This window comes from Paenibacillus sp. RC84, from assembly GCF_041260495.1.
GTDB lineage: Bacteria > Bacillota > Bacilli > Paenibacillales > NBRC-103111 > Paenibacillus_F.
The window spans coordinates 28,935-54,321 of the sequence record NZ_JBGBYL010000007.1 but is presented as its reverse complement, the minus strand read 5'-3'; the positions used below and the strand labels follow the sequence as shown (position 1 = coordinate 54,321).

The following is a 25,387-nucleotide window of genomic DNA, read 5'->3' as shown; positions in this document are numbered from 1 at the left end:
CCTCAAACATGTGCGTGGTTTCGTTCGACCGTGACAGTTATCTTACATCCGAAAGCTTCGGCTTCATGGCCTGAAGATATTCGAATGATTGCATCGCTTCCGACAAAATCAGTCCTTTCGGCAAACGGCTTTCACCCTTCGCCTGTTTTAAAAGATTCGCGACTTGTAGGATGCAAGCGATCGGCAGGGCATCGGTAACCGCTCCGATGGTTAAGGATTCGGCTTCTTTTTTCACCTGGTTTACCAGCAGACGGAAGTCCTCGGGCCTCACCCTGTTTTCCAAAAGAAACGAAGCCAGCTCCACCTCGATGCTGGAAGTGCCTCCCCAGGTGGAATCGATGTGAAAACGGTACGTTTTCAAGCGTTTCCCGGCTGAAAGCCTCGCTTTCCAGTGCCCATACCGGTTGGCGTAAGGCAAGGACGTGTAAACATGAGCGGACGAGGTCCATTCGGTATGCAAACTTTGTTCGAACCAATCCAGATCATAAGGCAGCTTTCTCCCGATGAAGTCCTCCATCTCTCCAAGATGGGCTTGCCAATGATCGGCTAAAGGATGAACGGGATGACCTCCCCTTACTTGGCACGAATCAAGCAGCGTTTTCCAGTAACCGGAAATGTTTTGGCAAATCTCACCTGTCACGGCTGAAGGCATGTTGACGAACATATCTCTCATTTCCCGTAATCCCGGTTCATATTTGGTCATCACATAACCGTCCCGGTACGCTAAAATATCAGAGGAATACTTTTCAAACTTTTTCAGCTGATGAAATTGAAAGTCGCCGAAAAGATCTTTCCCGATAAATTTTGCGAATACGACCGGCTCATTCGTGCTTTTTCGTCGGATGAAAAACGGAGTTTTCTTCGGATTAATCCGGAAGGGAACTTCACGGCGATAGATCGGATCGTTCCAATGAGGCACGGATTTATAAGGGACCGCTTCCAAATCCGCCGGACGCGCGTCAGATAAACCGATCTTCGGCAGAAGAAACTCCACCACTTCTTCCGAATTGCCGAGCATCTGCCAGATGCGCTTTCTTGTCGCCGTATTTAGAGGAATACGATCGATGCACTTCGCAAGCCGGCCGTTCTCGACTTTGAACAACCGGCCCGGAGAAGAAACCCAGACAGGCTTGTTCAGCAGATATTTCACGCTAAGTCTTCCGGCCAGCTCCAGAACGGTCCCGCCCGTATGCGGCTGATCTTCCAGGATCACGATGTCCGTATCCGGCTTTATTGCCGCCGGCAGCATCGAGAGTTCCTCGGGCAAATACAAGGACGCGCCCGGATCGGAAGGCTTCCGCAGAGCCCTGACTGTGTGATATAGGGCTTCATTCCCCCACCTCTGCTTCAAAGCCGATGCCCATAACGGAGCGTAGAAAGCCCCTCCGGTTCGAACGCCGATGAGTATAGGCGGTGAAGACGGATCGGCATGGTCTCTCAGCCAGTGCAGAGCATCCTCCCGGCAAACCTCCAGGTCGCACAAATCATACCCGGAGCATTCCGGGGTACGAAGCTCCTGCATCACTTTGATTAAAGAGAGCAGCTCCGGTCTTTTCTGCGTAACGGAGGATTTGGCAGCCTTGTAGTCCTGCCATGCCGGTGTACTTCCACTCGCCTTCTGCGTACCTTCCGCAATGTCGGAAGCAGCCTGCACGCAAAGGCTGCGTTGAGAGGCCAGCCGGACAGCCAGACGATCCCTGTCTTCAGGATGTACGCCGCACCGGCTCAGCAAAAGCAAATCCGCCAATCGCTGCTCCAGGATACAGGCGTACATGTAACGATGAAGAGGGTCCTTGCTTCCTCTGACGTAGCTTTCCAATTCGTGAAACAAAGAGATCGGATTATCCTTCATGGACGGCAGCCTCTTTTGAAGCGTACAAATTCAAATAATTCGGATACACGCAGTGAGGCAAAAATTTACTGACAACTTCGGGTCTGGAATGGAGCCTCAGGGACTCGGCAACGGAGTCGTTCGTCAATATTTTATAAGCCTCGTCAGCGATCCCCAACACGTCGCTCGGGTCCGTTAAAATCGCGGTTTCACCGTGTGTGAAAATATCGGCGGGGCCTCCGTTATTGGTCGAGATGATCGGAACTCCCGCAATGGCCGCTTCGATCAGGCTTCCGCCGAATTCCTCATGGTGGGAGGGCAGCAGGAACAGCTGGGCATGGTGCAGATAGCAGGAGACGAATTTATGTGAAATAAAACCGGTGATACGGAATTGGTTCTGCAAATTCGCCGCTTTAATTTGTTCTTCCATCGCCTCGCGCTGGGGACCGTCCCCGCACACGATGAATTGCAAATCGCCGATTTTGTCCGCGAGCTCTTTCGCAACGCTTACAAAGGTGGCCCAGCCTTTCTCGTGTGCGATTCTGCCCAGAAACAAAACCGTTTTTTTGCCGAGAAGCTCGGTTTTTAATTGGTTGCAAAAAGGACAATCGATGGAATGACTGAGATGATTCGATCCGATACAATCGCTGATCGCCGTCATTTTCGACGAATCCTCAAGCAGCCGGTTGTAGCTGTCCAGTCTCTTATCCGTAAGAACGACGGCTTTATGGCTGAGTTTGATGCTCTTTAATTCCACGGATTTAACAAAATCGTGAACGAATTGATCCCACTTGTTCATGGGCTTGTACGTAAATATCCGGCTGCAATGTATCGTTAAAATCAACGGCTTTTTTAAATATTTTTGAGCGAACATTCCGGCGAGTAACGGCCACACCACTCCGCTTGCATGGACATGAATCGCATCGTAGTTCTTCTTTTTCCCGTTCAGAACGATCCATTTGACAGCGCCCATGAACCAGCTCTGATCGAGAAACACCGTTCCCGTTTGGCTGGACTTAAAGGGCAGCGTCATAAAACGGACGGAATGGACGGTCAACCGGTCGCGAAGTTGTAACGTTCGGGGGATGCCGGGAAGGCCGGTTGTGAGCACATCCTGCCGGACTCCTTGATCGGCCAGCCATTCCGTTAAATTCGTGATTTGAACCTGCATGCCGCCCATCGGATCAAACCGGCTCGGCCATTCGGTAGTCTCAAAGTAGTAATGAGGGGTAAGCCGCAAAATATTCAAACGTACACCCCCTCTTCGTTACAGCACATAATCGTATTGTTCTTCCGTCTGCACGCTTACATTGTTGCAATTTTTGCATAGATCCGATTTGCCTCTATGCCCTTCTTTTAACATTTTCCGGAAGGATGTAAATTTTTCATTGTTCCAGATATCGGAAATATGATGTTCGCTGATATTGCCCATAACCATCTTTTGATTGAAATCTTCAAAGCATGGAAGCACGTTCCCCAAAACGGTAACAACGGCCAGATTGGATGGCACCATGCACGACATGTTGGCTTTCGAAGCTTGAGGAATATTATCCAGAATCCCGCCCCGATTGGATAAAATCAGATCCGAATGATCGAGATAGACCACTTTTTCTTTGTCCGCTCCCGCCAGTTGGTCGTATACGCCTCTGAATTTGTGCTTGGCTCCGGCATGCTGGGTCACAATGAATTTTTGTATGCCCAGTTCCGTTAAAGTCTGTAACCGTTTTTCGGTAAGAAAATCGCCGTTTGTGTAAATAATGGGCCTTGCTCTAGGGATATATTCCGTTGTCATGCCCACGAACAGATCGAGATTTTTGCACAAAAGCGGCTCCCCGTAAAAGTGAAACGAAATACGTCCCGCAAAATCCAGCGAACTTAACTGTTCCATCAGCGTTTTATACAAAGCGGGGTCCATCTCTCCGTTCTCTTTACGCTGAGATACACTGTTGGGGCAGTACCAGCACGTGCGGTTGCATTGAGAATTGACTTCTACTTCGATCATCGAAAACAGCTTATCCATCCCAATTCCTCCTCGCTAATCATCCTTCGTTAATGAGTCACGCAAAATTTCCGGGCAAGTTCGGCTACGGCATCGACCAGAAGCGACAGATGTGAGGGTTCAGCCAGTAAAATAGCATGGTGGATAACGATGGATTGCTCGGAAGCCCTTTCGGAGACCGGGTAATGAAGCCCTCTCCAATAAGCTTCTGTCTTACGAACCGATTTCAAATAACGGTTTTTTGTCCAAGGGCAGAACAACGGATTTTTGTGTACGGGAAGATACGGCGGATGCAGGTAAAACGTCCCCATATTGAGCTTTTCACGAAGAATTTCACAGAACTCATCCGCATTCAACCCGCCGAATTTTACCGGATCGAACCGGAACACATACCCGTAATAAGTTTGTCTGCTGACTTGAGGAGGACGCTTCATCACCTTAATGCCGTCAATTTTGCTTAAGGCATCGTTCAAGAACATGGCGTTCTTTTCCCGGATCGCATTCTTGTCATCCAGCTCCTGAAGTTGGTCGAGAAGGATGGCCGATTGAAATTCGGACAAGCAATAGTTGGAGCCTTGAATGTCCCCTTTTTTGACCAGCTGCATGTCACCGTGCATCAATTCGGAGGAGTCATCGCAATAAACCCTGGAATCCGCTCGCAATTGTTGGATGAGTTCAAAAAAACGGGGATTTTTCGTCACGATAATCCCCCCTTCTCCGGCCGTTAGCACTTTGCCCTGCTGACAGCTGAACGCCCCTATATCTCCAATCGTTCCGGCACGCTGGTTGTTCCATACGGAACCGTGGCTTTGCGCGCAGTCTTCAATCACAAAAAGGTTGTGTTCTTGCGCAATTTCGTTTATTTCATCCATATTCGCCATACTTCCGAACAAATGGACCGGGATAATGGCTTTCGTTTTATCCGTAATGGCCGACTTTATCAAGTGAGGATCGATACAATAGGTATCCGCCTCGACATCCACAAAAACAGGAAGCGCATTCACGTTTAATACGGCGGTAGCGGTTGCAATCCAAGTCAGGCTGGGAACGATGACTTCGTCCCCTTCGCCTATTCCGAGCGCTTCAAGGGCAAGCATTAAAGCCGTGGAGCCGCTCGTCGTCGGCACACAGTAAGGAACCCCGTTGAAATCCGCAAAAGCCTTCGCGAATTTCCGTTCCATGCTTTCCTCGCCCGTCCAATATCCGCTTATCGCCCATCTGTTCGACTGAAACACTTCTTCAATTTTCTGACGGGTACGATCGGAGTGTTGAGGCCATTCTGGCCACTGGTCAAATGGAATGGTCATGATAACTCTCCTTTGGGATATTTAAAGTCTATTAATCGACTATAGTTTCCATAATGTGTTATTTATGGATACATTTACATCCTATAATTACCAAAATTAAATGTCAACTACCATTTTTGGAAATTAATTGGTTTTTAACTTTTGTTTTAGAACTAAAATGAATGATATATAAACCTTAAATATATGATTATTTCCTATATTTGGATTTTCTTTCTTCTGCTTCTACGCACAATCCGTGTTTCGGTTGCTCATTTTGCAGAAAATAAGGCTTGAGTCACAACGAATAGGTCCGGACTTTCAACCGGCTCATTCTCTTCTGCTTCTTTCGTACCTAACGCTTGCCGGTTCCTTAATCGGCATTTTACGACAATAACCGGTAAAAAATTAGCTCTTAATAGTCTCAACGCATTATATGCAGGGTCTTAAATCCGTGAAATTCCGTTGCACAGGTTCATTTCGGATAAGAAGCGGATAGAGCCGATCGCCTACTTGCTCCTATGACCTACGGTATTTCCTGTTTTTTCAGCTGCACAAAAAACGGCTCCTTAAACAAATAGGTACCGTGTCCACCATCCGTAAGGAACCGTTTTCACTTTCCTTTTCGACAAAAAAAGGCCCGTTTCCAGGCCCTCATCTCCGTGCGATATAGTCCGTTACTCCTGTATTTGCAGCGAATTCAGAATCTCTCCGATCTCCTCGGTTCCAGCCTCAAGTCAGCCGATAACTTCCACTACGTTTCCTTCGCTGTCCTTAATGTTTGTTTTCACGATGCGAATGACCGTTCCCTGCAAGGACGGAATCTCAAGCACGCTTTCTTTAGGCATTAAGCCTCTGCTCAGCTCGCCGGCAGCCTTCTCATCGAGAATGATGCGGACCTCGCCGTCTCCGGCGACACACTCCGGCTTTTCTCCCGCCTTAAAGATCACGCGGACTTCCGGTCCCACGAGAGTGAGGTCTTTTCCTTTCAAAATCCGCCCTTGCAGCAGCTTGCCGATTATGCCGGCTTGTTTGGCCCCCAGCGTCAGCGCTGCGGGAGTTTTGCTCAACCAGCCTTTTTTACCCGTTTCCCAAGCGAGCTGATCCACAAACAAAAAGCCGGTATTGGAGCCGTCTTCCCGCATTCCTTTCTCAGCGGCTTCGGAAACGGCTTCGACTTTAAGCAGAGAATCCCGCGATAAATTCGTTATGTAGTGCGGCATATACGGCAAACAGGCGGACAGCATACCAAGCGTATTCCACGTTTGCATGGCTTCCAGCTCATCTCTCGTAATTCCGACCATCTGGATAAATTCCACCCGTCCGTTAGGCGTATCGATTGCAGGAAGCTCCGGATCTTGGATAAAAGCCAGAGCGGTCAGCCGGGTATCGGAACCGAGGCAAATCGGACCGTTGGCGTCCATGTAATCGCCCGACCGAAAAATATTGCCGCTGTTGAATACGTATCTCCCCATATTTTGCAGCAGGTTGATCGCCCAAGCCGGAGGCTCTTCCTCTTCTGCCCCGCGGTCCAGCCGAAACGTCAATTCGAATCCGTAGCCGCTCTCTTCCGGATGAGCGGATTCCTTATCGTAAAGTTCCGAAAATCCGAACGTTACGAAATGCCAATGCGGGGCAGGTTCGTCCGTTTTGTACGCACTGATTCCATCCAGCGGATCCGGTCCCCCCAGCGCATAGGAGATAAGCGTACCGTAATGTTTCGGTTCCTGATCTCCGTAAAGCTTTACGAACTCCTTGTCAATGGCGTCCCAGCCCGCCGTATTCGGTTCTGTGCTCATGTCCGATTCCTCCCAAGTTCTCACCATGTGTCTGTTTGGTACCAACCATTCCCATTATACTCTCCCGGAATCCGAACGTCACATAAGCCGAAGTTCCCCGTGTGAGGAGCATCGGCTTTGTTTTTTACAGGGAGGCCTGCATCTTCTGTTTCATTTCGTTAAGCATTCTCTGCCGGGCAATCCGGGGATCAAGCTCGGGAGCCAAGATATGCCGGATATATCGCTCCGCGCTGCTCTCGATCTGTTCGTCCGCCGCCTGATTCGCACCGTGAAATTTGAAGTGCGGAAGCATCGTCATGCCGATCTGATTGGCAAAAGCTTGCAGAGGGCGGGTCAATTCACTGATCGTGTAGCCGATCAGGCCGCCTGCCTCATAAGTCTCCTCCGCCCCTCCGATAGAAACGGCGAGCAGGAGTTCTTTTCCGGCAACGGCTTTACCGCCCGGACCGAACAACCACGCCGTTGTGAACACTTCGTCGAGCCACTGCTTCAGAAGCGGCGGTGTGCTGTACCATTGAAGCGGAAACTGCAGCACGAGACGTTCACATTCCGCCAACAAAGCCTGCTCCCGCCCGATATCCAATACCTTCTCCGGATACGCGCCGTACAGGTCTTGCACGGTAACCTCGCCGGAATGTTTTCTCAATTCCTCCACCCATCGTTTGTTGACGCGGGACTGCTGCAAATTCGGATGAGCCACGACGACTAGCGTTTTCAGACAAACATCACTCTCCTTTACCACATTTTATTTTTGATTGAGTTACAAGTCAATATTAAAATAAAAAAAATTAGCGCAGCCTTAAGATGGAAACGGACGACTCCACCACCTGATTCAAAGCCTTCTCCCATTGTTCCTTCTTTTCCGTCTCCGGCATGCCGTTTGCCATCCATTCCTGCCGGGCCTGATCCAAGTAATTCATCCCTTGCGACACGGCTCCCCAGAACTGTCTCGCCATAAGATCGGAATTACCCGGCCGAATCGTGCCTTCTCCGATCCCCTTTTCAATGGCCTGAGTCATCTCCTGCAAAAAGCTTTTCACCCACGAAAACGGAGAGAATTCCTCCGGCGTATACAAATGATGCACATCCAAACTAATCCGCATGTAAAAACGCGGGATCACGGGATCAACCCTGACCCGTTCGCAGACGACCCGGGCATAACTCTCGAACAGGTCTGATACGGACCCCTTTTGCTCAAAATAAGATTTCGTAAAGTGTTTGGATTCTTCCATCATGGTTTCGTAAAGCTCGCGGAACAATGCTTTCTTGTTTTTGAAATAATAATAAACGAGACCGTGAGCGAGCCCCGCCCGATCCGCTATCTCCCCCATTTCGGCCGCCGCATAGCCTTTCTCGACATAGACCTGAATAGCCGCCTGCAGCACTTCTTGTTTGCGCTGATTCCGGATCGCTTCGTTTTGTTCTTTAGTACGTGGAGACATGCCGTTTCACCTTTAGTTCCGTCTTTAAAATCCATGCCATTATAGAAAAAATAAAACGGTGTTGTCAACCGGCGTCCGCCTCGACAAGCATACACCCGACTACCGCCAAGCTCTCGGTTATCAGGTGTATGGCCGTCTCTTCCGGATGTGCGACGGTTATTTGACGGAAAGCAGACTTTCCGATATGAATTTCAGCTCCGCTTCAAGCGATACCGGGTCATTGAACGTGTCGCCCTTCGAATTCGCTGCCGCATAATCATGTACCCGCTTAAAGCACTTGCTAATGTTTTCACGCCTAAACCGGCTTCAGCAGCCTGCTTTGTGAAGGTAAACTTATCATTTGCATGCATGTTGTAAGATGAAATTGTATTCCATAAAATGGTTAACGTGAAGGGAGTTTACAACTAAATGCCTACAACCCAAGCATTAAGCGATTTCTTGAAAGAACAGCCGCAAAACAAAATTGGGGCCGTCGCCGCCTTTATTGAATCTCATGTTCGCGAGAACTGGCAGGAGATTCTGGTTAAAGAGCACGACCGGCTGCTGAAAGCTTACGCGGAAGCGGGAGATCCGGCTTACGGAACGTACTTGAACCTGCTTTTCCTGCCGGTACACCGTCAGCTAAGTGAAGCCGGACTGAGGCCGGAACCCCGCCTGCCCGGTAATTTTGATATTTCACGCGAATGGGGACGGAATCCGGACCAAAGCGATCAAGAGCGCTGGATGTGGAGTACGCTTCATCCAACCGAGGGTCCGCCTGTCGGAACGATTGTCACCATTACTTATCATGACCATACCCGGTTTCGTATTCCCCGCCGGCCGGGAATTATCGCGCTTACGGAGACGAGTCAGCAAGACATCGTAGAAGCCTTGTCCCGCTTGTCCTCCGATTTCAAACAAGCGCTCGAATTCAGCGTCGAATATGAGAATTATTTGCGCAGCCTGGAGCAGTAAACAAGGCTGACGGGCGTCACAGGTTCAGCTATTCGCATTCAGTGCGGCAAAAAACCGTACCGGATATCCGGTACGGTTTGGGTTGGTTTGTTTCTCACTCCGGAAGAGCGGTTTTCGATATAAGCCGCACCTGTACGGCTCACGCCCGATCAGGGATAAATTTTTTCGCCCCGCTCAAGCATTTCGATAAACTGTAAAATGCGTTTTTCCCGGGTTTCCTGCTTTTTAACATTCTGGATTCTAAAATGGATCGCAAACTTGTTTTGCTTGTTTAACGTGTCGTAAAACGCTTTAGCCTGCGCATTAAGCTCCAGCCTGGCGGCAAAATCTTCCGGCGCGGCGCCGCTGCTTTGCGGTTCGTAGGCCTTGTCCCACTGACCGCTGCGTTTGGCGTCTTCAATCGCCTTGAGGCCCCCCGGCTTCATTCTCGCGTCCGCGATAAGCTGCTCCGCTTTGTCTTTATTCACCTTGGACCAGATGCTTCCGGCCCCGCGCGGCGTAAACCGCTGAAGCCACGATTGGTCGTCGAATGTTTTCTTCTGGCTGTCGATCCATCCGTAACAGAGCGCGCTTTCGAGGGCTTCCTGATAAGAAACCGTCACAAGGCGGGCATTTTTTTTCGCGATTTGCAGAAGGATTCCGGGCGATGCTTTATGATTGCTTTCGAGCCAAATCTCCAACGCTTCTTGATTCTCAAAACAAAGAACCGGCAGCTCGGGGGCTTTCTTGCTCATGGGTTCCGCTTCCTCCCTGTCCTGGATAGTTATGCAAGATAATTCAACTATACGTCAAGAGAAGGTTTGATTCAATGCGGGTCAGGCTTCCTTCATCCCGCCCCATCTGTTGGCCGCAGACAAGGGTACGCCCAAGCCCGGGCAGGTCCGCTATGCCGAGATTGATCCGCCGATCGAATCCGATACCGCGATCATTACGCTTGAGCACCAGATTGTGTCCCAAGCGGCCCGCAGCTTCAAAAAGCTGCTGATCGACTCCCTACACTAATTTCTGCATGTCAGTTGCTCGGCTGGGGAATTATTGCAGTCATGCGACACTAAAAATCCAGCTCGCCGGCAGCTGCGTGCGGGGTAAAGAGTGATGGACGGCTTACTTTAGCCCTCTGCGGCTGAACGTCGTGATCCAGCACCACACTGTGTGACGGAGACTCCAGCGGCTTGAAAAGGTAGCTGCCGCGTCCTTTTTCCATCGAATCATTCATCCCTCCGACAGCGGCAACCGTACCGGCCGAAAGGATGATCGTCATCAAAACAAGCCGGACCATGCCCTGCAAACTATCCCGGCTGCCGGGAACTAAGCGCTGCGCCCAGAAGCCTACGGCAGCTCCTAACGTATTAATCACGATGTCATTGATATCGAAAGCCCCCAAGCGCGTAAGCATTTGCAACGTTTCTAGAAACGTGATCGACGCCAGGAAGCACACCATAAACGGGACGAATTTGCAGCGGAACAAGAGCGGAATGAGCAGCCCGAAAGGAACAAAAGCGGCAAAGTTGCCGAATTCGAAAAACCAGCTTTGAAAGTCTCTGCCCATCGGAAAATGAAGCGGAATTCCATGCGGAGTCAGATTGCAGCGCATACCCCGGTCTGCAAGATGCGAACTGCGGTTAAATCCGATATATAAGAAATAGAAAATCAATCCGGTGTATAAGCCTAACAAGAGAAGAGTCATTTTACGCAGCTTACCTTGATACATAGGTGGGTATAATCCTTTCTTGTCTGCAAATTAGCGGCCGCACATGCAGTTCTTCGATAATGAATCGGTCTACAGGAGACGTTTGTTTGCATTATACAACGGAGGGCCGCTTTCATTCCGAAACGAAAAATAAAGCCTTTATTAAGGAATTGTTACTTTCCTCTATACAATCGTTTAGAAAAGAAAAAAACCGTTCAGAAACTGAACGGTTTTTTAAGAGATCCTCTCGCTTCGCGAGTGTGTTTTTTCAAGAATTGTTTTCCGGTGCACAAGTTTGTTTAGTCGACGGAATAGACGTTCCGGCCCGGCAGCTCGAGGCAGTGCAGCACCCCTCCGTATACGGCTCCGCCGTCGATTCCGATGATGTTGTTGTCGCCGAAATAAACATCCCGCTTGCCGTGAAGGGTTTCCGTTATTGTGTGCCCGAACACGACCGTTTTCTCGCCCCGGTAGCCCTTGTGAAACTCGTCGCGGATCCACATCAGCACATAAGCATCCGTCTCTGCAAGCGAAGTCGAAGGATGCACCCCGGCATGAACAAAAATGGTATCTTCGGTTTCATAATAGGTTTGAAGGCCGTCCAAAAAGGAAAGGTGTTCCTCCAGCAGAGGCGTAAGCTCCATTGTTTCGGGAGCAGGAGCTTCCGAAACGGCCCCCGCATGTTCATAGCTGGTTAATGTTGCACGTGCCCCATTCCGGAACCAGCGTTCGATGAATACAGGGTCCCGTTCGAACGATTTGACCATCATATGATCGTGGTTCCCTTTGAGGACGATCGCGCCTTCCCGGTGAAGCTGCATCACCTTCTCCACCACTCTTCTGGAATCGGGCCCCTTATCCACATAATCGCCGAGCAAAATCAACTGATCCCGAAGGGGATTGTAGCTCACCTTTTCCAGCAGCCTTGTTAATTTGTCTATTTCCCCATGTATGTCACTGACAACCAGCGTTCGTTTCATATCGTTCCTTCTTTCGTGTGTAGATGACAGACGGATGAAAAATGATTCCGCGAAATAGTTAATGAGATTAAATATATCAAATAATTAATACCATTAATTAATATCCGTATTTAGGTTGTACGACTACGTCCTCCCTTCCATCCTCTCCACATGCCGGACAGGATAAAGAAGGTCCCGACATCTAACCGGACTGCTCCGCTTACGCGAATAACGCCGCTTCCAACTTCTCCTTCAGCAGGCGGAATGCTTCCCGGATCTTGTCTTTGGGCACATTCTCGTACCGGTCGCCCACGCTGATCTCGGTGTAGCAGGTTCCTTCTTCACGCTCATGCAGCCAAGAAGCCAATCCTACCCCCGTGGCCTCGGATACTGCGGTGAGAATCGGAAGAATTGCCGTCTCCGGCAGCTTAAAATGGATATGGAACATGTTGGACACCGGAACCGCGGGTTTTGTATAAACGCCCTCGCAGTCATTGAAGAAAGCGGCGAGTTCCTTCGCTTCCTCGAAGTACTGTGCCATCCTGCCGATCCGCCGGTCGAAATAATAATCCGATGTGATTATGTACGGGTAAAGACTAATCAGATCGCCGCCGTGGCGTCTTTTCCACACTTTGGACCGCTCCGTAAAATCACGGCCGCCCGCCAGTACGGCCCCTGCAATTCCGCCTATTCCTTTGTAAAAGGACACGTAGACGCTGTCAAACAGCGCACCTATCTCAGCGGCCGATTTTCCGTAGTAAGGCGTAATTTCGAACAATCTCGCCCCGTCCAAATGAAGCTTAATGCCTCTTTCGCGGCAGGAAGCAGAAATGGCCTCCAGCTCTTCGAATGCCGGCAGTTGGCCGCCGATTTCCCGCTGCGGCAGCTCCAGAAGCAGACAGGAAATTTCCCCGTCTAACTGCTTCACATCCTCAAGCGTAATCAGCCGGTCCTTGTCGGCCAGCAAAACCGGCTCTATGCGGTGCAGCTCCTTCAAGCCGTCTTCCTCATGTATTTCAAGGTGACAGAGCGGATGATACGCGACCCGCCTGCTTCCTTTTTCATCGCACCAGATTCTTAGCGCAATTTGCTGCGCCATCGTTCCGCTCGGGAAAAATACGGCCGTTTCCTTGCCCAGGTAGGCGGCTATTTTGCTTTGAAACTCCTCAATCAGCGTCCCCGTTCCGTAAACGTCACTTTCCAGCGTTCCCTCGATCTCGTCAAAGACCTGCTTCAAGATTCCGATATCCCGGGGCCCGTTGCCGCCCAGCGGATAAGGCGCCCGTTTAAAGGCCTCTTTTAAAGATTCTTTATCGTTCAACCAGCATCCCCCCTACGGTAAAGTCTTATCTATTAGCATACTAAATCCCGCCCGTCAAAGATATTGATTTTTGCAGGAGCAAATGACATTTTTCATATATAACCCCACGATTGGGTCGTCCTTTTTCATTGATAAGCAATAAGACTGGGTACATAAGAAGGAAGTTCCCAATCAAGAACGAATACTACTGTTTTGCATAAAAATTTAAGGTGGTAGTTGAAATGGGAATGTCTGATTACTATAAAAATCTGCGAGAAAAAGCGGGCAGTGAATGGATCTTCATGCCAAGCGTTGCGGGAATTATTCGTAATGAGTCGGGAAAAATCTTATTGCAAAACAAAGGAAACGGTGAGAAATGGAGTCTGCCGGCAGGAGCCATTGAACTTGGGGAGACGCCTGCCGAGGCGGTAGTTCGCGAAGTGCGCGAAGAAACGGGACTGTATGTTTTCCCGAGCAAGTTGATAGGCGTATTCGGCGGAAAGGAATACCGCTATCAATATCCGAACGGCCATAAAGTGGAATATAACGTTTTTATGTTTGATTGCGCCGTTCAATCCGGCACCTTGAATCCCTTAGACAGCGAAACAGCCGAACTTCGTTATTTCAGCCCGGAACAGATGCCTGAACTGGCTTTGCCATACCCTAAGCATTTGTTTTCGCATAAGGAAAATAACGAAGTTTATTTTCAGTGGAAAGATGATTATTTGAAAAATCTTATGTAACGAAGCTGTAAGCCAAGTTGTTTTTCTAAGCGATATCGAATACTATTAGAGTCAATCACGCAGGAAAGGAGGCAAAAAGCGATGGAAACGATTTTCGTTCCGGTAAAAAATAAAATCAAAAAATCCGGAGATCAACCTGCAACGGGATCCGTCTGCCTTTTTTCGTGCAATGTTAAAACGAAATTTCATAGTTACAACCACCGGATGCTTTTTGCCTCGCGTAATGGAATCTGCAAAGTGAATGGACGTTTCTGATTAACCAGCAGATTTTAATTTAACACGCAACGACTTGGCGCCGGTTTGTTGAGGCGTCTTTTTTGCGTACTTTTTTGCCCTTGTTCTTCTGCCTGAAGGGAGGTGACTGTTCGTGATAAATAAAACATGGGAACCCCCTCCTAAGATTGAACCCACTTTAATTTTAGGAGGTAAACACAAATGAACGTTCAAGCCAATTCTAAAAGAACCCGGCAGCTTCCCCTGCTGCTTGTACTTGTCTTTTCCTTATTCGTGGCCTGTATGACAGCCGATATGGTCAATCCGGTTCTGCCTCTCATCCGCAAAGATTTCGGAGCTTCCGATGCTCAGGCAGGCTGGGTAGTCACCGGGGTTCTGCTCGTGATCGCCATCGGTGTCCCGTTCTACGGCCGAATTTCGGACTTTTTCAGTTTACGGAGGCTTTATCCGCTTGCTCTCCTGATATTTGCGGCCGGAAGCCTCGTCTGCGCAGCCGCCCCTACCCTTCTGATTTTGGTACTGGGCCGTATGCTGCAAGGGGCGGGCTCCGCGGCCATTCCGGTCCTTTCCGTCATCACGGTCTCCCAAGTTCTTCCGTCCGGAAGCAGAGGCGCCGCACTCGGCATCCTTGCAGGCAGCATTGGCATCGGAACGGCAGTCGGGCCGATCTTCGGCGGTCTTGTCGGTCAACTGTTCGGCTGGCCCGCGCTCTTCTGGATCACTCTTGTGCTGCTGCTGGCGCTTCTTCCCTGCGCTCTTTATGTGCTCCCGGGCGGACATCCCGGAACCGAAACCGCAAAAGAGCGCCGTTTCGATCTGCTTGGCGGGATCTTGTTCGGCCTGGCGGCGGGTTTATTCCTTTTCGGCGTCACCCAGGGACAGGCGGAAGGATTCCGGTCGTTATCCTCCTGGGGCAGTCTGGCAGGCGCTAGTCTTATGATAGCCGCCTTCATCTGGCGAATTTTCACGGCGGAGCACCCCTTCCTTCCACCTGCCTTGTTAGCAAACAAAGGCTATATGGCGGCAGTCTTGGCCGGTTTCTTCACGATGTTCGCTTACGTCTCGTCGCTCGTCTTCGTGCCGCTTCTGATCGTCGAAGTCAACGGCCTCTCCCCCGGGGCAGCCGGACTTGTCCTGCTGCCGGGTGCCGCGGCTGTAGCCGTCTTTTCCCCTGCGGCCGGCCGTCTTTCCGACCGGATCGGAGCTAAAATACCGGTCGCCGCCGGACTTTCGGTCATGGGCATTTCACTTTTGTTCATTTCCACTTTTGCAGCGGGGAGTTCTCCTCTGTTGGCTGCGACCGGAATGCTCGGGCTGGGCTTCGGCGTCGCCTTTACGAATTCGCCGGCGAACAACGCTGCTGCAAGTACGCTCGAAAACGAACAGCTAGGCGCGGGGCTCGGAATCTTCCAAGGGGCCTTATTCCTCGGGGCCGGAACAGGCGCTTCCGTTATCGGAGCCTTTCTGGCGGCGCGTAAAGAAGCCGCGCAAGATCCGCTGAATCCGTTCTATGTTCTGGACGCCGCTCCTTACTCCGATGCTTTTCTGGCAATAGCTGCCGCGGTGATCATCGCGCTTGTGTTTTCAGCCGGTCTGCAGAGCGGCAAACAGAAAAATTCGAGTGAAACTTCACGTTAATTAAAGCAGATCTGCATGTTTCCATTCTCTTCCATGCAAAAAAAGCACCGGGACATTCGAGCCAAACGAAAACGGCCCGCTTCCCGGTGCTTTTCTTTCCTACAATACTGGTTGCGATGGGACGCGTATAACCTTCCTCATCCAATCAGCCCTTCCGTCGGCCGATTTCGAGAACCCGGTCCACCCATCCCTCATAAAATTTCTGTTCATGAGATACCAGAATAAGGGTGCCGCCGAAGTGAATAAAGCATCGCGCAAAGCGTCTTTCGCTTCCGCATCCAGATGATTGGTCGGTTCGTCCATGATGAGCACATTACAGGGCGAAAGCAGCAAACCGCATAGTTTCACTTTCGACTGCTCCCCTCCGCTCAGCGTACGAAGTGTTTGGGAAGCTCTCGTTTCATTTACTCCGCATTGTGCCAAGTGACGCCTGATTTCTTTGTTGTTCAGCTGCGGATAACAGTCCGCTAAAAACCGAACCGGTGTCAGAGCGTCGTCTTCCCAGATCAAGTCCTGCTCATAGTAGCCGGTCTTAACATGTTCCCCAAAACGGAATTCGCCGGAAATAACCGGAATCCTTCGCATGAGCGTTTTGAGCAGCGTGGATTTTCCGATCCCGTTAAATCCGGTGATGACGATCTTTTCCCCGCTTCTGACGGAAAAAGTTAACTTGGGCAGCAGAGGCGCCGCATACCCGGCTTCCAGTTCGTTTACACGAAGAGCCGTCTGAGACCCCAGCGGCAGTTCACTAAAGCGGATGAACGGCCTAGCGACAAAAGCAGGCGCCTCGATCCGCTCGATTTTATCCAGCTGCTTTTGGCGTCCGCGGGCGATTCTGGAGTTAACTCCGGCCTTATTTTTACGGATATACGCCTCTGTCCTTTGAATCGTTTTCTGCTGGGCGTTGTACTGCCGGATATGATCCTCCCGTAAATGCTCCTTTTGCCGGAGGAAATGCGAATATTGGCCCGGGTATTTTTTGATCGATCCGCCTTCTATATCGCAAATGCCGGTCGTGATTTTATCGAGAAAGGCAGCATCATGCGAAATCACGACGAAAGCGTTAGTTAAGGACGTTAAATAATCCGCCAACCAGCTGACATGCTCTTTATCGAGAAAATTCGTAGGCTCGTCGAGCAGCAGCACATCCGGTTTTTCCAGAAGAAGCTTGGCCAGAATGACCTTGGCCCGCTGCCCTCCGCTCAATTCTTGAATGGGACGGCCGGTACCGATGGCGCTCAGCCCGAGTCCGTTCGCGACCTTCTGAATTGTACTGTCCACCTCATAAAATTGCTGCCTCTCCAGCTCTTCCTGATAGTGTGCGGCTTTCAGCAGCGGTTCTTCCACTCCGGTGCTTGCGCTCTCTTCATAGAGGGCGTTCATTTTCGTTTCCAGTTCGAACAGGGAGGCAAAAGCCGTTTTCAAATACTCCCTTATTGTCCGGTTTCCGTCGATGACGGCGTACTGGTCGAGATAACCGATCCGGATGTTCGACTGCCATCGGACCGTTCCCTCATCGGATATAATTTTTCCCGTTAAAATGCCCAGCAGGGTGCTTTTTCCTGTGCCGTTCTGCCCGACGACACCCAAGTGTTCCCCTTTAAACAATTCAAAATCGACCTGTTTATATAACGTTCTGTCTCCGAACGAGTGGGACATGCCTGTAATCTCCAGTAAGCTCATGTGTGTCTTCTCCTTTTCCTCATAAAAAAAAGCAGAAAGATTGCGCCGATACGGCACAAGCCCTCTGCTTTCTGTATTTTGCGTGCAAATACAGCAATACGATCTTCAGCCGGAAACTGAACAAGGTATCACAAAAGGCTGCAGACAAAATATTGTCTGCAGCCTTAATCTAACCGGCGGACAGCAGTTCAAATAAGCACGAAGGTTTCATGCGAAATTTGAATGCTATCAGCCGATGAATGAAAAGCGTTTCGCTTCTCGATTAAGCTCCGGACAACGTTTCATCGTTTGGTTCCGATTGTTCGGAGCAGCGTTTTGGATATCGTTTTTCAGTTTCCCAGCGGTTCATGCGGAATACTTCCTTTCATTTGGAGCTATTCTATAACGCTCTTGCGCCCTTGTCAATACGTGGATTTGGATAAACGAACCTGATTGAGAATCCGCTCGCAAGCAACTTGGAGGGGGATGGTTTCTTTCAACCCGCTTCTGCGTTCTACAAACTCCACCTTGCCTTGCCCGGCGTCTTTGCCGATTACAAGGCGGAATGGAATCCCGATCAAGTCCGAATCCTTGAATTTAACACCGGGGCGTTCGTCTCTGTCATCCATCAGCACCTCGATCCCGTTCTCTTGAAGACGCCGGTAAATGTCATTCGCCGCTTGAACTTGAACGTCGTCTTTGATAGAGACCGGAATGAGATGAACCTGATAAGGCGCCAGAGCCAGAGGCCAGATTATGCCGTTCGTATCATGATTCTGCTCGATCACGGCGGAAAGAATACGGGAAACGCCGATTCCGTAACAGCCCATGATCATGCGGGTGCTTCTGCCGGCCGCGTCCAGGAAAGACGCTTCCAGTTTATCGCTGTACTTCGTTCCCAGTTTAAATACATGCCCGATTTCAATCCCGCGCGATAATTTCAGCACACCTTCGGTACAACGCGGACATCTGTCTCCTTCTGCCGCTTGACGGAAATCGCCGACTTCCGAATCCGCCAAATCACGGCCCGGATTGAGGTTTCTGTAGTGATAGTCCGCTTCGTTGGCCCCTGCGATTCCATAAGCCATTCCGAGGACCTCTTCATCGACCAGGAGGGGAATGTTCAGGCCCAAAGGCCCGACAAAGCCCGCAGGCGCGCCGGTTGCTTCCTCCACAGTTGCTGCATCCGCTATGGAGAGATCATCGGCCCGGAGATAATTTTTCACTTTAATTTCGTTCACTTCCCGGTCACCTCTTACGACAACGGCGACGGTTCTGGTATCGGCCGTATAAACAATCGTTTTCATGATATCGGAAGGAGGTATGCCCAGCGACTGAACGAGCTGACCGATCGTACGGATGTCAGGCGTATGAAACTTAACGGCCTTTTCCTCCGATCGTTCGACGGAATCCGTCCGCACGGTCCGTGATTCCGCTCGTTCCAGGTTAGCCGCATATTCACAAACGGTGCAAGCGGCAATCGTATCTTCCCCGATATCGGCCAGCGCCATAAATTCGTGGGTGCCGCCTTCTCCGCCTATCGCACCCGCATCGGCCTCGACTGCACGGAAATTTACTTCACAACGCGTTAGTATCCGGCTGTAAGTTTGAAACATCTGCCGGTACGATTCATCCAGCCCTTCCCAATCGGTATCGAAGGAATAGGCGTCTTTCATAAGAAACTCGCGTCCGCGCAGCAGGCCGAAACGGGGACGACGCTCATCTCGGAATTTCGTCTGGATCTGATAGAGCGTGACCGGCAGTTTGCGGTAAGAATTTATCTCCCCCCGCATGATCGAAGTAATGACTTCCTCATGTGTCGGTCCCAGCGTGAATTCCCGGTCGTGCCGGTCGTTCAGTCGCATCAATTCCGGGCCGTAGACCGAGTATCTTCCCGATTCTTTCCACAGCTCGGCAGGCTGCAGAACAGGCATAAGCATTTCCTGGGCCCCCGCCCTATCCATCTCCTCGCGTACGATCTGCTCCGCCTTGCGCAGAACTCTTCTTCCTAGGGGCAAGTAAGTATAAATCCCGGCCGCCAGTTGGCGGATAAATCCCGCCCGCAGCATGAGCCGGTGACTGATCACTTCGGCGTCCGCGGGAGATTCTCGTAAAGTTGTCAGCAATAATCGGCTTTGGCGCATTGTTCCCTCTCCTTTGTATGATCATGTTGAAGCCCGAAAAAAAACAAAAAGACACATCCGTCAGGGACGAATGTGTCGTGTTACCACCCTAATTCAACCGCGCAGGTGTGCGAGGTCCTCATTCGGATAACGGCATGACCCGGTAACGGTTAACCAGCATTCTCAATTGAGGTTTCCGTTACAGCTGGCAAGGCGGGAGAGAGTCCAATCGCTTCGTGAAACCTTTCAGCCGGCGGGTTTCATCTCTGTACGGCGATCGCTGAACTCTGTATCCTTGTTCAACGCTTTTCACGTGTAATTATTTTTATCAATTTACATGAAAGTTTTGCCGCCGTCAAGCGGGTAATACCAAGGGCCTCACTTTGTGGCTGGTGCGGACCACCGGTTCAGGTTAATCTGCCCGATTCAGGGAGGCGTAATTTTAGTCGAATATGAGGTACCAGTACAGCGCAATTTCATTGCTTTGTTTGTCGAGACCTTTATACAAGCAGGAGTCGAATCCGCCTAGGACAAACCCGCAGCTTTCATAAAATTTGCAGGCCCGCACGTTATTGTTTTGCGTCTCCAGCATGATCCCCGCCAATCCCCCTGCCCTCGCCCAGTTCTTGGCCTGGTCAATCAGCCTGCGGCCGACGCCGTATCTTCGGTAGGCGGGGTCTACTTTAATGTCCTCGACATAAGCGTACCCGTTCCAGTTCTTCCTAAGCAAAATTTGACCTGCGATCCGGTTATCCATGCAGGCCAGATACATGACTTGATCGGGATTTCCGATATAGCCGGCATACCCGGTGTCCTCCGTTTCCGCGTCCGGCTCGTCCGCATACCTTTTCGTATAGCGGGGCACTTCTTCAACCGCATAGCCGATCCGCCGGTCCTCAAGAGTAAGGACGAGAACGGAATCGACGATAAAGCTCCCGTCCACTTCAATGCCCTCGAATTCGTCCTCCGCGGTTAATTCTCTGATCCGAATATCCATGTCCATCCTCCCGACTGTTTGTTTTTGCAACCGCACAAGCATGAGGAACGAACGGATACCGGTGGTCCACGGACTTAACGAAACACGTAGTTCTCCTTCATCTTTCAGCCTCCCCAATCGAATTTCCAGGCAGCTTTCTTCTCCGGCAACTCGTCCGAGGGCGGCAAATAGGCCGTCTATTCGGCACCAGGCAATCCGTACTTTTGTATCCAGCCATCTATATTTTTCTCAAACTTGCTCCGGGTCAAAATCTCGTGTGTGATAAAATGGCCGTTATAAAACAAGCTGTAACTGGTGTAAGGCGTTGGCGCGGATTGCGCTTCTCCGGTGGATGCGATTCGTCTGGTTTCAACCGGAATGGAACGCTCGCGTGCGCAATCCTCAAGCTCTCCCACGTAATGATCCGTATAGGGGCACTGGGCGGTGTACAGAACCTGAAATCCTTTTACAACGTCCACTTTCTGCTCATGAACGCTTTGTTTAAATTTCGGTGTCGGGGCGTCTTCCTTGAATTTCTGCACGACTAACTCGAAATAAGGAGGCGCCTGATCGCAGACTTCGAATCCGTTATGGGTAAAAAAAGATTTGTCGGATAAATAGGGCCGCTTCGTCCGGCTCGTTACCGCTATCGCCCCATTCGTCGCACCCGCTTCCTCCAGGCATTCCCTTAGAAGCTTTTTACCGTAGCCCTTGCCTTTGTATGAGCCGGCTACCCAGAAGCAATTGATATAGATGTAACCGGGAGCTTCCACCGGACACCAGGCATATTCCGCCGGAATATATTCGATGAATACTTTCTGCCGGACATCCAGCTTTTTGAAACGCAAACCTTCCTGAAAGCGCTGCTGCAGCCATTCCTTTTTCAACTGGACTCCGTTGGCGCATTTCTTATCCGATATCGCACAGCAAATATGTTCCCGGTTGATATTCTCGGTGTTTAACGTAACCATTCCCGGTTCGTTCATCCCGGCCCCTCCCTGATTCGTATATGTTAAGCTTACCTCAGCCCGGCGAAAAAAGCACGGACAGGATGGCTTCTATCAAGTACGCGGCTGAGGCAAAAAAAGACGCATCCAGTAAGAATGCGCCAGCCGGGTATTCAAGATGATCTATCCATTTACTTCCAATTACACCGTGCGTTTTAGTTAAACCTCAAGCCAGCACTTTCAAGACATCGTCGATTTTTTTGCCGCGAGAGAGAATGCCATAGTTCATCCAAGTGAGGAAATCGACCTCATAGACGCTGTTGTTCCGCACTCCGGGCAGCAGGGCGAGCCGCTCGTCTTCACGGGCTCCGGTTGTGTGTCCCCAGCGCCTGTCAAACGTCACAAACAGATGATCCGCATCCAGCTTGGCCAGCCAATCCGGAGTCAAGACGACACTTCTGCGCGAGCGGCCCGTTAATTGGCTGACGAGGCGGTGCGGGGTCAGTCCTAAATCTCCGTAAAGAACGGGACCCGTGTAGCCTTGCTCCGGCCCGCCGTACAAGATAACGGCTTCGGCTGAAATGCGCAGGAACGCCACCGTCTGATCGCGAACGGAGCGTTCGAGGGCCTGTCTTGCTTTGTCCGCCCTGCTTTCGTACTCGCCGATAATATCCCGGACGCGGCCTTTCTTTCCGAGCAGGTCCGCCGTTTTATCCAGCGTGGATCTCCAGTCCTCCCCCGGATGAGCCATCCGGTACGTGGGGGCGAGGCGGCTGTAGCCGGAAGGATGCGTACCGCTGTCCAATAAAATGAAATCGGGCTTCTCCTTCGTAAGCCGCTCCAGACTGCCATCCGAAACGTCGAATACGGGCACATCACCCATGCCCAGATAATCCTGCTTTCCCCATCCCTCGCTGTACCACTGCATAACCGGCGTAATCTCAAGAGCCAGCAAAAAATCTTCCAGGCACGGAGCGAACACCCGGACATGCTCCCGGTGATTGCGCCGGTATTGTCCCGGCGTAATGCCGACCGTCTGCTTAAACCGCCGGTTGAGATAATATTCATTGTTGAAACCGGCATCTCCGGCTATGCCCGACAAAGGATCCTCGGTCAGCACGAGCAGCCGCTTCGTTCGTTCGATGCGGATCCGGTTCAAAAAATCGAGCGGAGTCGTTCCCGTCCGTTCTTTAAACAGACGGGAATACTTCCAGCGGTCCAAACCGGCGGCCGAGGCCAGCCCCTCTACCGTTTGCGTGCTCCGGTAATTATCCCGGATAACGGCAATCGAGCGTTCCACCGCCTGCATCGGATCGTGGCCGCCGGAACCGGCAGCGCGCTGCTGCAGGAGGAAGCGCAGAAATTCCTGAAAGCGCACGTAGGAATCGAACGATTCGAATTCGGTGGCCGGCCGGCGGCGCTCATACAGCGCCTCCAGCATAGTAACGCAGGAGGCAAAGGACAGGCAGACGATTTCGCCCGGTTCCAGCAGGTTCTCCTGCTCAGCTTCCCGCATCCGGGAGGGCACCTCGTCGCGTCTGTCGGCCGCGTCCGCGAAGTCGCTTGCGGCTTTCTCGCCAAGTGTTTGCCTAGCCAGGACTTCGAATTTCAAGAGGTAGAAGCTTAAATCCGCTGCGGCCGATTGGATGCACGCACCGCTTCCGGGAGCGGCCAGGTAGCACTTCCCGCGCCCGGCGGCATAACTGTCTCCGTTCAGCGCCATGCCGCCGCTTCCGCCCGTTACCGCCATAACGTAATAGCTGTCCGCTCCGGCAGCCTCCTGTTTCCATCCGGAAGAAGCCGTTTCTCGGCTAATACCGGTCAGCTCGTAAAACGAGGCGCGCCGAGTAAACGATCTGTCTTGATTGTCATTCATGATCGCTCATCCTCACGAGTTACTTAACCAGTAGCTTTAGCAGATCGTCTATTTTCATACCGTTAGCCAAAAAGGCGCCGGTTTGCCAGTGAGTACGTTCCACTTGGTAAACGTGTCCTTTTTTGACCGCAGGAACCGACTTCCAAAACGGGCTTTTTAGAAGCTGAACGGCTTCTTTGTTTTCTTCGGAAGCCCAAGTGCCGTTGGAAGGCAGCAGGATAATATGATCGGCGTCAATCTGTGGAATCATTTCTTCGGAGATGATTTGCTGGAACTCCTTCATCTCTTTGACCATCGGAGGCGGAGTAAGTCCCAGATCGCGGTACAGAATGGAACCGATAAACCGGTTGTTGATGCCGAACAGCGTAAACGTTTTTTCTCCCACGTTCAAACGGATTACGGCCACCTTTTCAGTGCCGACGGCTTTATCCAGAGCCGTTTTCGCATCGTCGACCTTTTTCCGGTATTCCTTGAGAATAGTATCTGCCTTATCCGGCATTCCCAGCAGATCCGCCGTAGTTTTAAGGATAGCGGATGCATCGTTCAGCATTTCGTCAGGCAGCCGGTAAGTCGGAGCGACTTTAGAATACATGTCATATTTGGCTTTGTCTGCCCCTCCATCTACGACAATCAGATCGGGAGAGGCATCTAAAAGAGCCTCAATACTTCCGGACATATCAAACTTCGGCACATTCAGCTTCAAATATTCCTGAATCCCCCAGTTAGGATGATACCACTGGACAACCGGAGTGACACCCAGAGCCGTTACGTAATCTTCCAGGTAGATGGCCGCCACCCTTTTCGGCTTGGCCGGAATTTCAACTTCGCCGAAAGCGTCTTTGACGACGCGTTTATCTTCCGTTGATTTCTCCCCTGCGGGAGTACTCTGTACGGCCGCTTTTTCCACGCTCTCTCCTTGTCCCCCGCAACCGGTTAAACTTGCCGTTAAACCCAGTACTGCCAGCAGGTTCCACACGGCCCTCTTCGAACGTTTCTCTCTCATGTATCCATTCGCCCCTATCAATGATTTTGATAATCATTCTCAATTATTTAGGTTTAGTCTACTTCACTTTCGCAGATTTCCGCAATACACATCGGGGATATTTTTTTATACATCCGTGAAAATACATTATTTTTGATAGAGTACGGGTATTTAATTGTAAAGTATCATTTTCCGTTGAATTTTATTATTTACGAAATTCAAAACTCAAATTAACATAAATATGTATTTTTACTAATATTGGTAAATTGAATTTTTAACATTTATGGAAAGGAGGTCGTATGGCATGTCAAACCTATATGAAATACTCGCTCACAACCGTATTTTCGTGCAGGAAAAACAGGCTCTCCCCTTTCAGACAATCCGATACCCGGAAACCAAAATAGTGATCCTCACCTGCATGGACACTCAGATTCCGGAACTCCTGCCCAAGGCGCTCGGATTTCGAAACGAAGATGCCGAAGTTATTCAAAATGCCGGCGCAGTCGTGTCTCACCCATCCGGAAGCATCCTGAGAAACATCCTGCTTGCCATTTGCAAACTGAAGGCTAAGGAAGTATATGTGATCGGTCATCACGAATGCGGGTTGGCGAATTTTAGAAGCGCCGATGATAGCGAGAGCGTTCGCCAATTCGGTGTTTCAGATCCTTATATGCAGACGCTGTCGGATGCCGGCATTGATCTGGACGGGTGGCTGAGCGGATTTTCCAGTATGGAAGAAAGCATTGCATACAGTGTCTCCATGATACGATCACATCCGCTGTTCCCGGAATCGGTTCTTGTACACGGGCTGGTTATTCATCCGGTTACCGGATGGCTCGATGTAATCGTTGAGGGAAAACACATTCAGCAGAAAGAAGGTGTGTCCGCACTTCTGAATGCAGAAGCCGCTCCATTAGACGCCACAATTGAAAGGGGGAAATGACTAGCG

At 50.7% G+C, this 25,387-nt stretch carries 22 protein-coding genes and 1 pseudogene; 6 read left to right on the top strand and 17 right to left on the bottom strand.

The window, feature by feature from the left end; all coding sequences use genetic code 11:
- Positions 1-37: 37 nt before the first annotated feature.
- From ABH899_RS16730 to ABH899_RS16700, 7 genes are all read right to left on the bottom strand, one after another.
- A complete protein-coding gene (locus ABH899_RS16730; protein ID WP_369998378.1) occupies positions 38-1,852 on the bottom strand; it encodes a Neamine phosphoribosyltransferase in 1,815 nt (604 codons plus the stop codon).
- A complete protein-coding gene (locus ABH899_RS16725; protein ID WP_369998376.1) occupies positions 1,842-3,080 on the bottom strand; it encodes a glycosyltransferase family 4 protein in 1,239 nt (412 codons plus the stop codon). Before ABH899_RS16725 ends, ABH899_RS16730 begins: the two co-directional genes overlap by 11 nt.
- An 18-nt stretch (positions 3,081-3,098) precedes the next feature.
- Positions 3,099-3,851, bottom strand: coding sequence for an SPASM domain-containing protein (locus ABH899_RS16720; protein WP_369998374.1), 753 nt, complete (start codon positions 3,849-3,851; stop codon positions 3,099-3,101).
- 29 nt (positions 3,852-3,880) lie between these two features.
- Positions 3,881-5,137, bottom strand: coding sequence for a DegT/DnrJ/EryC1/StrS aminotransferase family protein (locus tag ABH899_RS16715; RefSeq protein ID WP_369998371.1), 1,257 nt, complete (start codon positions 5,135-5,137; stop codon positions 3,881-3,883).
- Positions 5,138-5,850: 713 nt separating this feature from the next.
- Positions 5,851-6,912, bottom strand: coding sequence for a suppressor of fused domain protein (locus ABH899_RS16710; RefSeq protein ID WP_369998368.1), 1,062 nt, complete (start codon positions 6,910-6,912; stop codon positions 5,851-5,853).
- Positions 6,913-7,036: 124 nt separating this feature from the next.
- The gene (locus tag ABH899_RS16705; protein ID WP_369998366.1) at positions 7,037-7,654 is read right to left on the bottom strand and encodes an NAD(P)H-dependent oxidoreductase; all 618 of its coding nucleotides are present in this window, start codon (positions 7,652-7,654) and stop codon (positions 7,037-7,039) included.
- A 46-nt stretch (positions 7,655-7,700) separates the two neighbouring features.
- Complete coding sequence (locus ABH899_RS16700; protein WP_369998364.1) at positions 7,701-8,354, bottom strand: TetR/AcrR family transcriptional regulator; 654 nt, start codon at positions 8,352-8,354, stop codon at positions 7,701-7,703.
- A 58-nt stretch (positions 8,355-8,412) separates the two neighbouring features.
- On the opposite strand from ABH899_RS16700, the gene ABH899_RS16695 reads away from it, so the two are divergent.
- Positions 8,413-8,610, top strand: coding sequence for a hypothetical protein (locus tag ABH899_RS16695; RefSeq protein WP_369998362.1), 198 nt, complete (start codon positions 8,413-8,415; stop codon positions 8,608-8,610).
- A gap of 152 nt (positions 8,611-8,762) precedes the next feature.
- On the top strand, positions 8,763-9,308 hold the full coding sequence (locus ABH899_RS16690; protein WP_369998360.1) for a DUF6022 family protein: 546 nt from the start codon (positions 8,763-8,765) through the stop codon (positions 9,306-9,308).
- 149 nt (positions 9,309-9,457) lie between these two features.
- On the opposite strand, the gene ABH899_RS16685 is transcribed toward ABH899_RS16690, so the two are convergent.
- Complete coding sequence (locus tag ABH899_RS16685; RefSeq protein ID WP_369998357.1) at positions 9,458-10,042, bottom strand: YdeI/OmpD-associated family protein; 585 nt, start codon at positions 10,040-10,042, stop codon at positions 9,458-9,460.
- 109 nt (positions 10,043-10,151) lie between these two features.
- On the opposite strand from ABH899_RS16685, the gene ABH899_RS16680 reads away from it, so the two are divergent.
- On the top strand, positions 10,152-10,310 hold the full coding sequence (locus tag ABH899_RS16680; protein ID WP_369998355.1) for a hypothetical protein: 159 nt from the start codon (positions 10,152-10,154) through the stop codon (positions 10,308-10,310).
- 49 nt (positions 10,311-10,359) lie between these two features.
- Here ABH899_RS16680 and ABH899_RS16675 read toward each other — a convergent pair whose 3' ends face one another.
- From ABH899_RS16675 to ABH899_RS16665, 3 genes are all read right to left on the bottom strand, one after another.
- Positions 10,360-11,019, bottom strand: coding sequence for a VanZ family protein (locus ABH899_RS16675; protein WP_369998353.1), 660 nt, complete (start codon positions 11,017-11,019; stop codon positions 10,360-10,362).
- A 278-nt stretch (positions 11,020-11,297) separates the two neighbouring features.
- Complete coding sequence (locus tag ABH899_RS16670; protein ID WP_369998350.1) at positions 11,298-11,978, bottom strand: metallophosphoesterase family protein; 681 nt, start codon at positions 11,976-11,978, stop codon at positions 11,298-11,300.
- 199 nt (positions 11,979-12,177) lie between these two features.
- Complete coding sequence (locus ABH899_RS16665) at positions 12,178-13,278, bottom strand: threonine aldolase family protein (RefSeq protein WP_369998347.1); 1,101 nt, start codon at positions 13,276-13,278, stop codon at positions 12,178-12,180.
- A gap of 221 nt (positions 13,279-13,499) precedes the next feature.
- Between ABH899_RS16665 and ABH899_RS16660 the strand changes: the two genes are divergently transcribed.
- Together ABH899_RS16660 and ABH899_RS16655 are read left to right on the top strand one after the other, a co-directional pair.
- The gene (locus tag ABH899_RS16660) at positions 13,500-14,000 is read left to right on the top strand and encodes an NUDIX hydrolase (protein ID WP_369998344.1); all 501 of its coding nucleotides are present in this window, start codon (positions 13,500-13,502) and stop codon (positions 13,998-14,000) included.
- A gap of 435 nt (positions 14,001-14,435) precedes the next feature.
- Positions 14,436-15,872 (top strand): MFS transporter, encoded by a 1,437-nt coding sequence (locus ABH899_RS16655; RefSeq protein WP_369998341.1) that lies wholly within the window; start codon positions 14,436-14,438, stop codon positions 15,870-15,872.
- Between the two features lie 145 nt (positions 15,873-16,017).
- Here ABH899_RS16655 and ABH899_RS16650 read toward each other — a convergent pair.
- The 6 genes and pseudogenes from ABH899_RS16650 to ABH899_RS16625 form a co-directional block, all read right to left on the bottom strand.
- Positions 16,018-17,555 (bottom strand): annotated as a pseudogene (locus ABH899_RS16650) (ABC-F family ATP-binding cassette domain-containing protein).
- A 401-nt stretch (positions 17,556-17,956) separates the two neighbouring features.
- Positions 17,957-19,678 (bottom strand): proline--tRNA ligase, encoded by a 1,722-nt coding sequence (locus tag ABH899_RS16645; protein WP_369998338.1) that lies wholly within the window; start codon positions 19,676-19,678, stop codon positions 17,957-17,959.
- A 421-nt stretch (positions 19,679-20,099) separates the two neighbouring features.
- A complete protein-coding gene (locus ABH899_RS16640) occupies positions 20,100-20,654 on the bottom strand; it encodes a GNAT family N-acetyltransferase (RefSeq protein WP_369998335.1) in 555 nt (184 codons plus the stop codon).
- A gap of 176 nt (positions 20,655-20,830) precedes the next feature.
- A complete protein-coding gene (locus tag ABH899_RS16635; protein ID WP_369998332.1) occupies positions 20,831-21,619 on the bottom strand; it encodes a GNAT family N-acetyltransferase in 789 nt (262 codons plus the stop codon).
- Between the two features lie 187 nt (positions 21,620-21,806).
- On the bottom strand, positions 21,807-23,456 hold the full coding sequence (locus tag ABH899_RS16630) for an AraC family transcriptional regulator (protein ID WP_369998329.1): 1,650 nt from the start codon (positions 23,454-23,456) through the stop codon (positions 21,807-21,809).
- A gap of 19 nt (positions 23,457-23,475) precedes the next feature.
- Positions 23,476-24,459 carry an ABC transporter substrate-binding protein gene (locus ABH899_RS16625; protein ID WP_369998326.1) on the bottom strand — a complete coding sequence of 328 codons (984 nt, stop codon included), beginning with the start codon at positions 24,457-24,459 and terminating at the stop codon, positions 23,476-23,478.
- A 283-nt stretch (positions 24,460-24,742) separates the two neighbouring features.
- Here ABH899_RS16625 and ABH899_RS16620 point away from each other — a divergent pair, with 283 nt between their 5' ends.
- Positions 24,743-25,381, top strand: a complete 639-nt coding sequence (locus ABH899_RS16620; protein ID WP_369998323.1) for a beta-class carbonic anhydrase — start codon at positions 24,743-24,745, stop codon at positions 25,379-25,381.
- Positions 25,382-25,387 lie beyond the last annotated feature (6 nt).

Excerpts from the sequence above, each read along its gene's own strand:
- ABH899_RS16730 (WP_369998378.1), bottom strand. The coding sequence starts at position 1,852 with ATGAAGGATAATCCGATCTCTTTGTTTCACGAATTGGAAAGCTACGTC.
- ABH899_RS16720 (WP_369998374.1), bottom strand. The coding sequence starts at position 3,851 with ATGGATAAGCTGTTTTCGATGATCGAAGTAGAAGTCAATTCTCAATGC.
- ABH899_RS16715 (WP_369998371.1), bottom strand. The coding sequence starts at position 5,137 with ATGACCATTCCATTTGACCAGTGGCCAGAATGGCCTCAACACTCCGAT.
- ABH899_RS16710 (WP_369998368.1), bottom strand. The coding sequence starts at position 6,912 with ATGAGCACAGAACCGAATACGGCGGGCTGGGACGCCATTGACAAGGAG.
- ABH899_RS16700 (WP_369998364.1), bottom strand. The coding sequence starts at position 8,354 with ATGTCTCCACGTACTAAAGAACAAAACGAAGCGATCCGGAATCAGCGC.
- ABH899_RS16690 (WP_369998360.1), top strand. The coding sequence starts at position 8,763 with ATGCCTACAACCCAAGCATTAAGCGATTTCTTGAAAGAACAGCCGCAA.
- ABH899_RS16685 (WP_369998357.1), bottom strand. The coding sequence starts at position 10,042 with ATGAGCAAGAAAGCCCCCGAGCTGCCGGTTCTTTGTTTTGAGAATCAA.
- ABH899_RS16675 (WP_369998353.1), bottom strand. The coding sequence starts at position 11,019 with ATGTATCAAGGTAAGCTGCGTAAAATGACTCTTCTCTTGTTAGGCTTA.
- ABH899_RS16670 (WP_369998350.1), bottom strand. The coding sequence starts at position 11,978 with ATGAAACGAACGCTGGTTGTCAGTGACATACATGGGGAAATAGACAAA.
- ABH899_RS16660 (WP_369998344.1), top strand. The coding sequence starts at position 13,500 with ATGGGAATGTCTGATTACTATAAAAATCTGCGAGAAAAAGCGGGCAGT.
- ABH899_RS16655 (WP_369998341.1), top strand. The coding sequence starts at position 14,436 with ATGAACGTTCAAGCCAATTCTAAAAGAACCCGGCAGCTTCCCCTGCTG.
- ABH899_RS16645 (WP_369998338.1), bottom strand. The coding sequence starts at position 19,678 with ATGCGCCAAAGCCGATTATTGCTGACAACTTTACGAGAATCTCCCGCG.
- ABH899_RS16640 (WP_369998335.1), bottom strand. The coding sequence starts at position 20,654 with ATGGATATTCGGATCAGAGAATTAACCGCGGAGGACGAATTCGAGGGC.
- ABH899_RS16635 (WP_369998332.1), bottom strand. The coding sequence starts at position 21,619 with ATGAACGAACCGGGAATGGTTACGTTAAACACCGAGAATATCAACCGG.
- ABH899_RS16630 (WP_369998329.1), bottom strand. The coding sequence starts at position 23,456 with ATGAATGACAATCAAGACAGATCGTTTACTCGGCGCGCCTCGTTTTAC.
- ABH899_RS16625 (WP_369998326.1), bottom strand. The coding sequence starts at position 24,459 with ATGAGAGAGAAACGTTCGAAGAGGGCCGTGTGGAACCTGCTGGCAGTA.
- ABH899_RS16620 (WP_369998323.1), top strand. The coding sequence starts at position 24,743 with ATGTCAAACCTATATGAAATACTCGCTCACAACCGTATTTTCGTGCAG.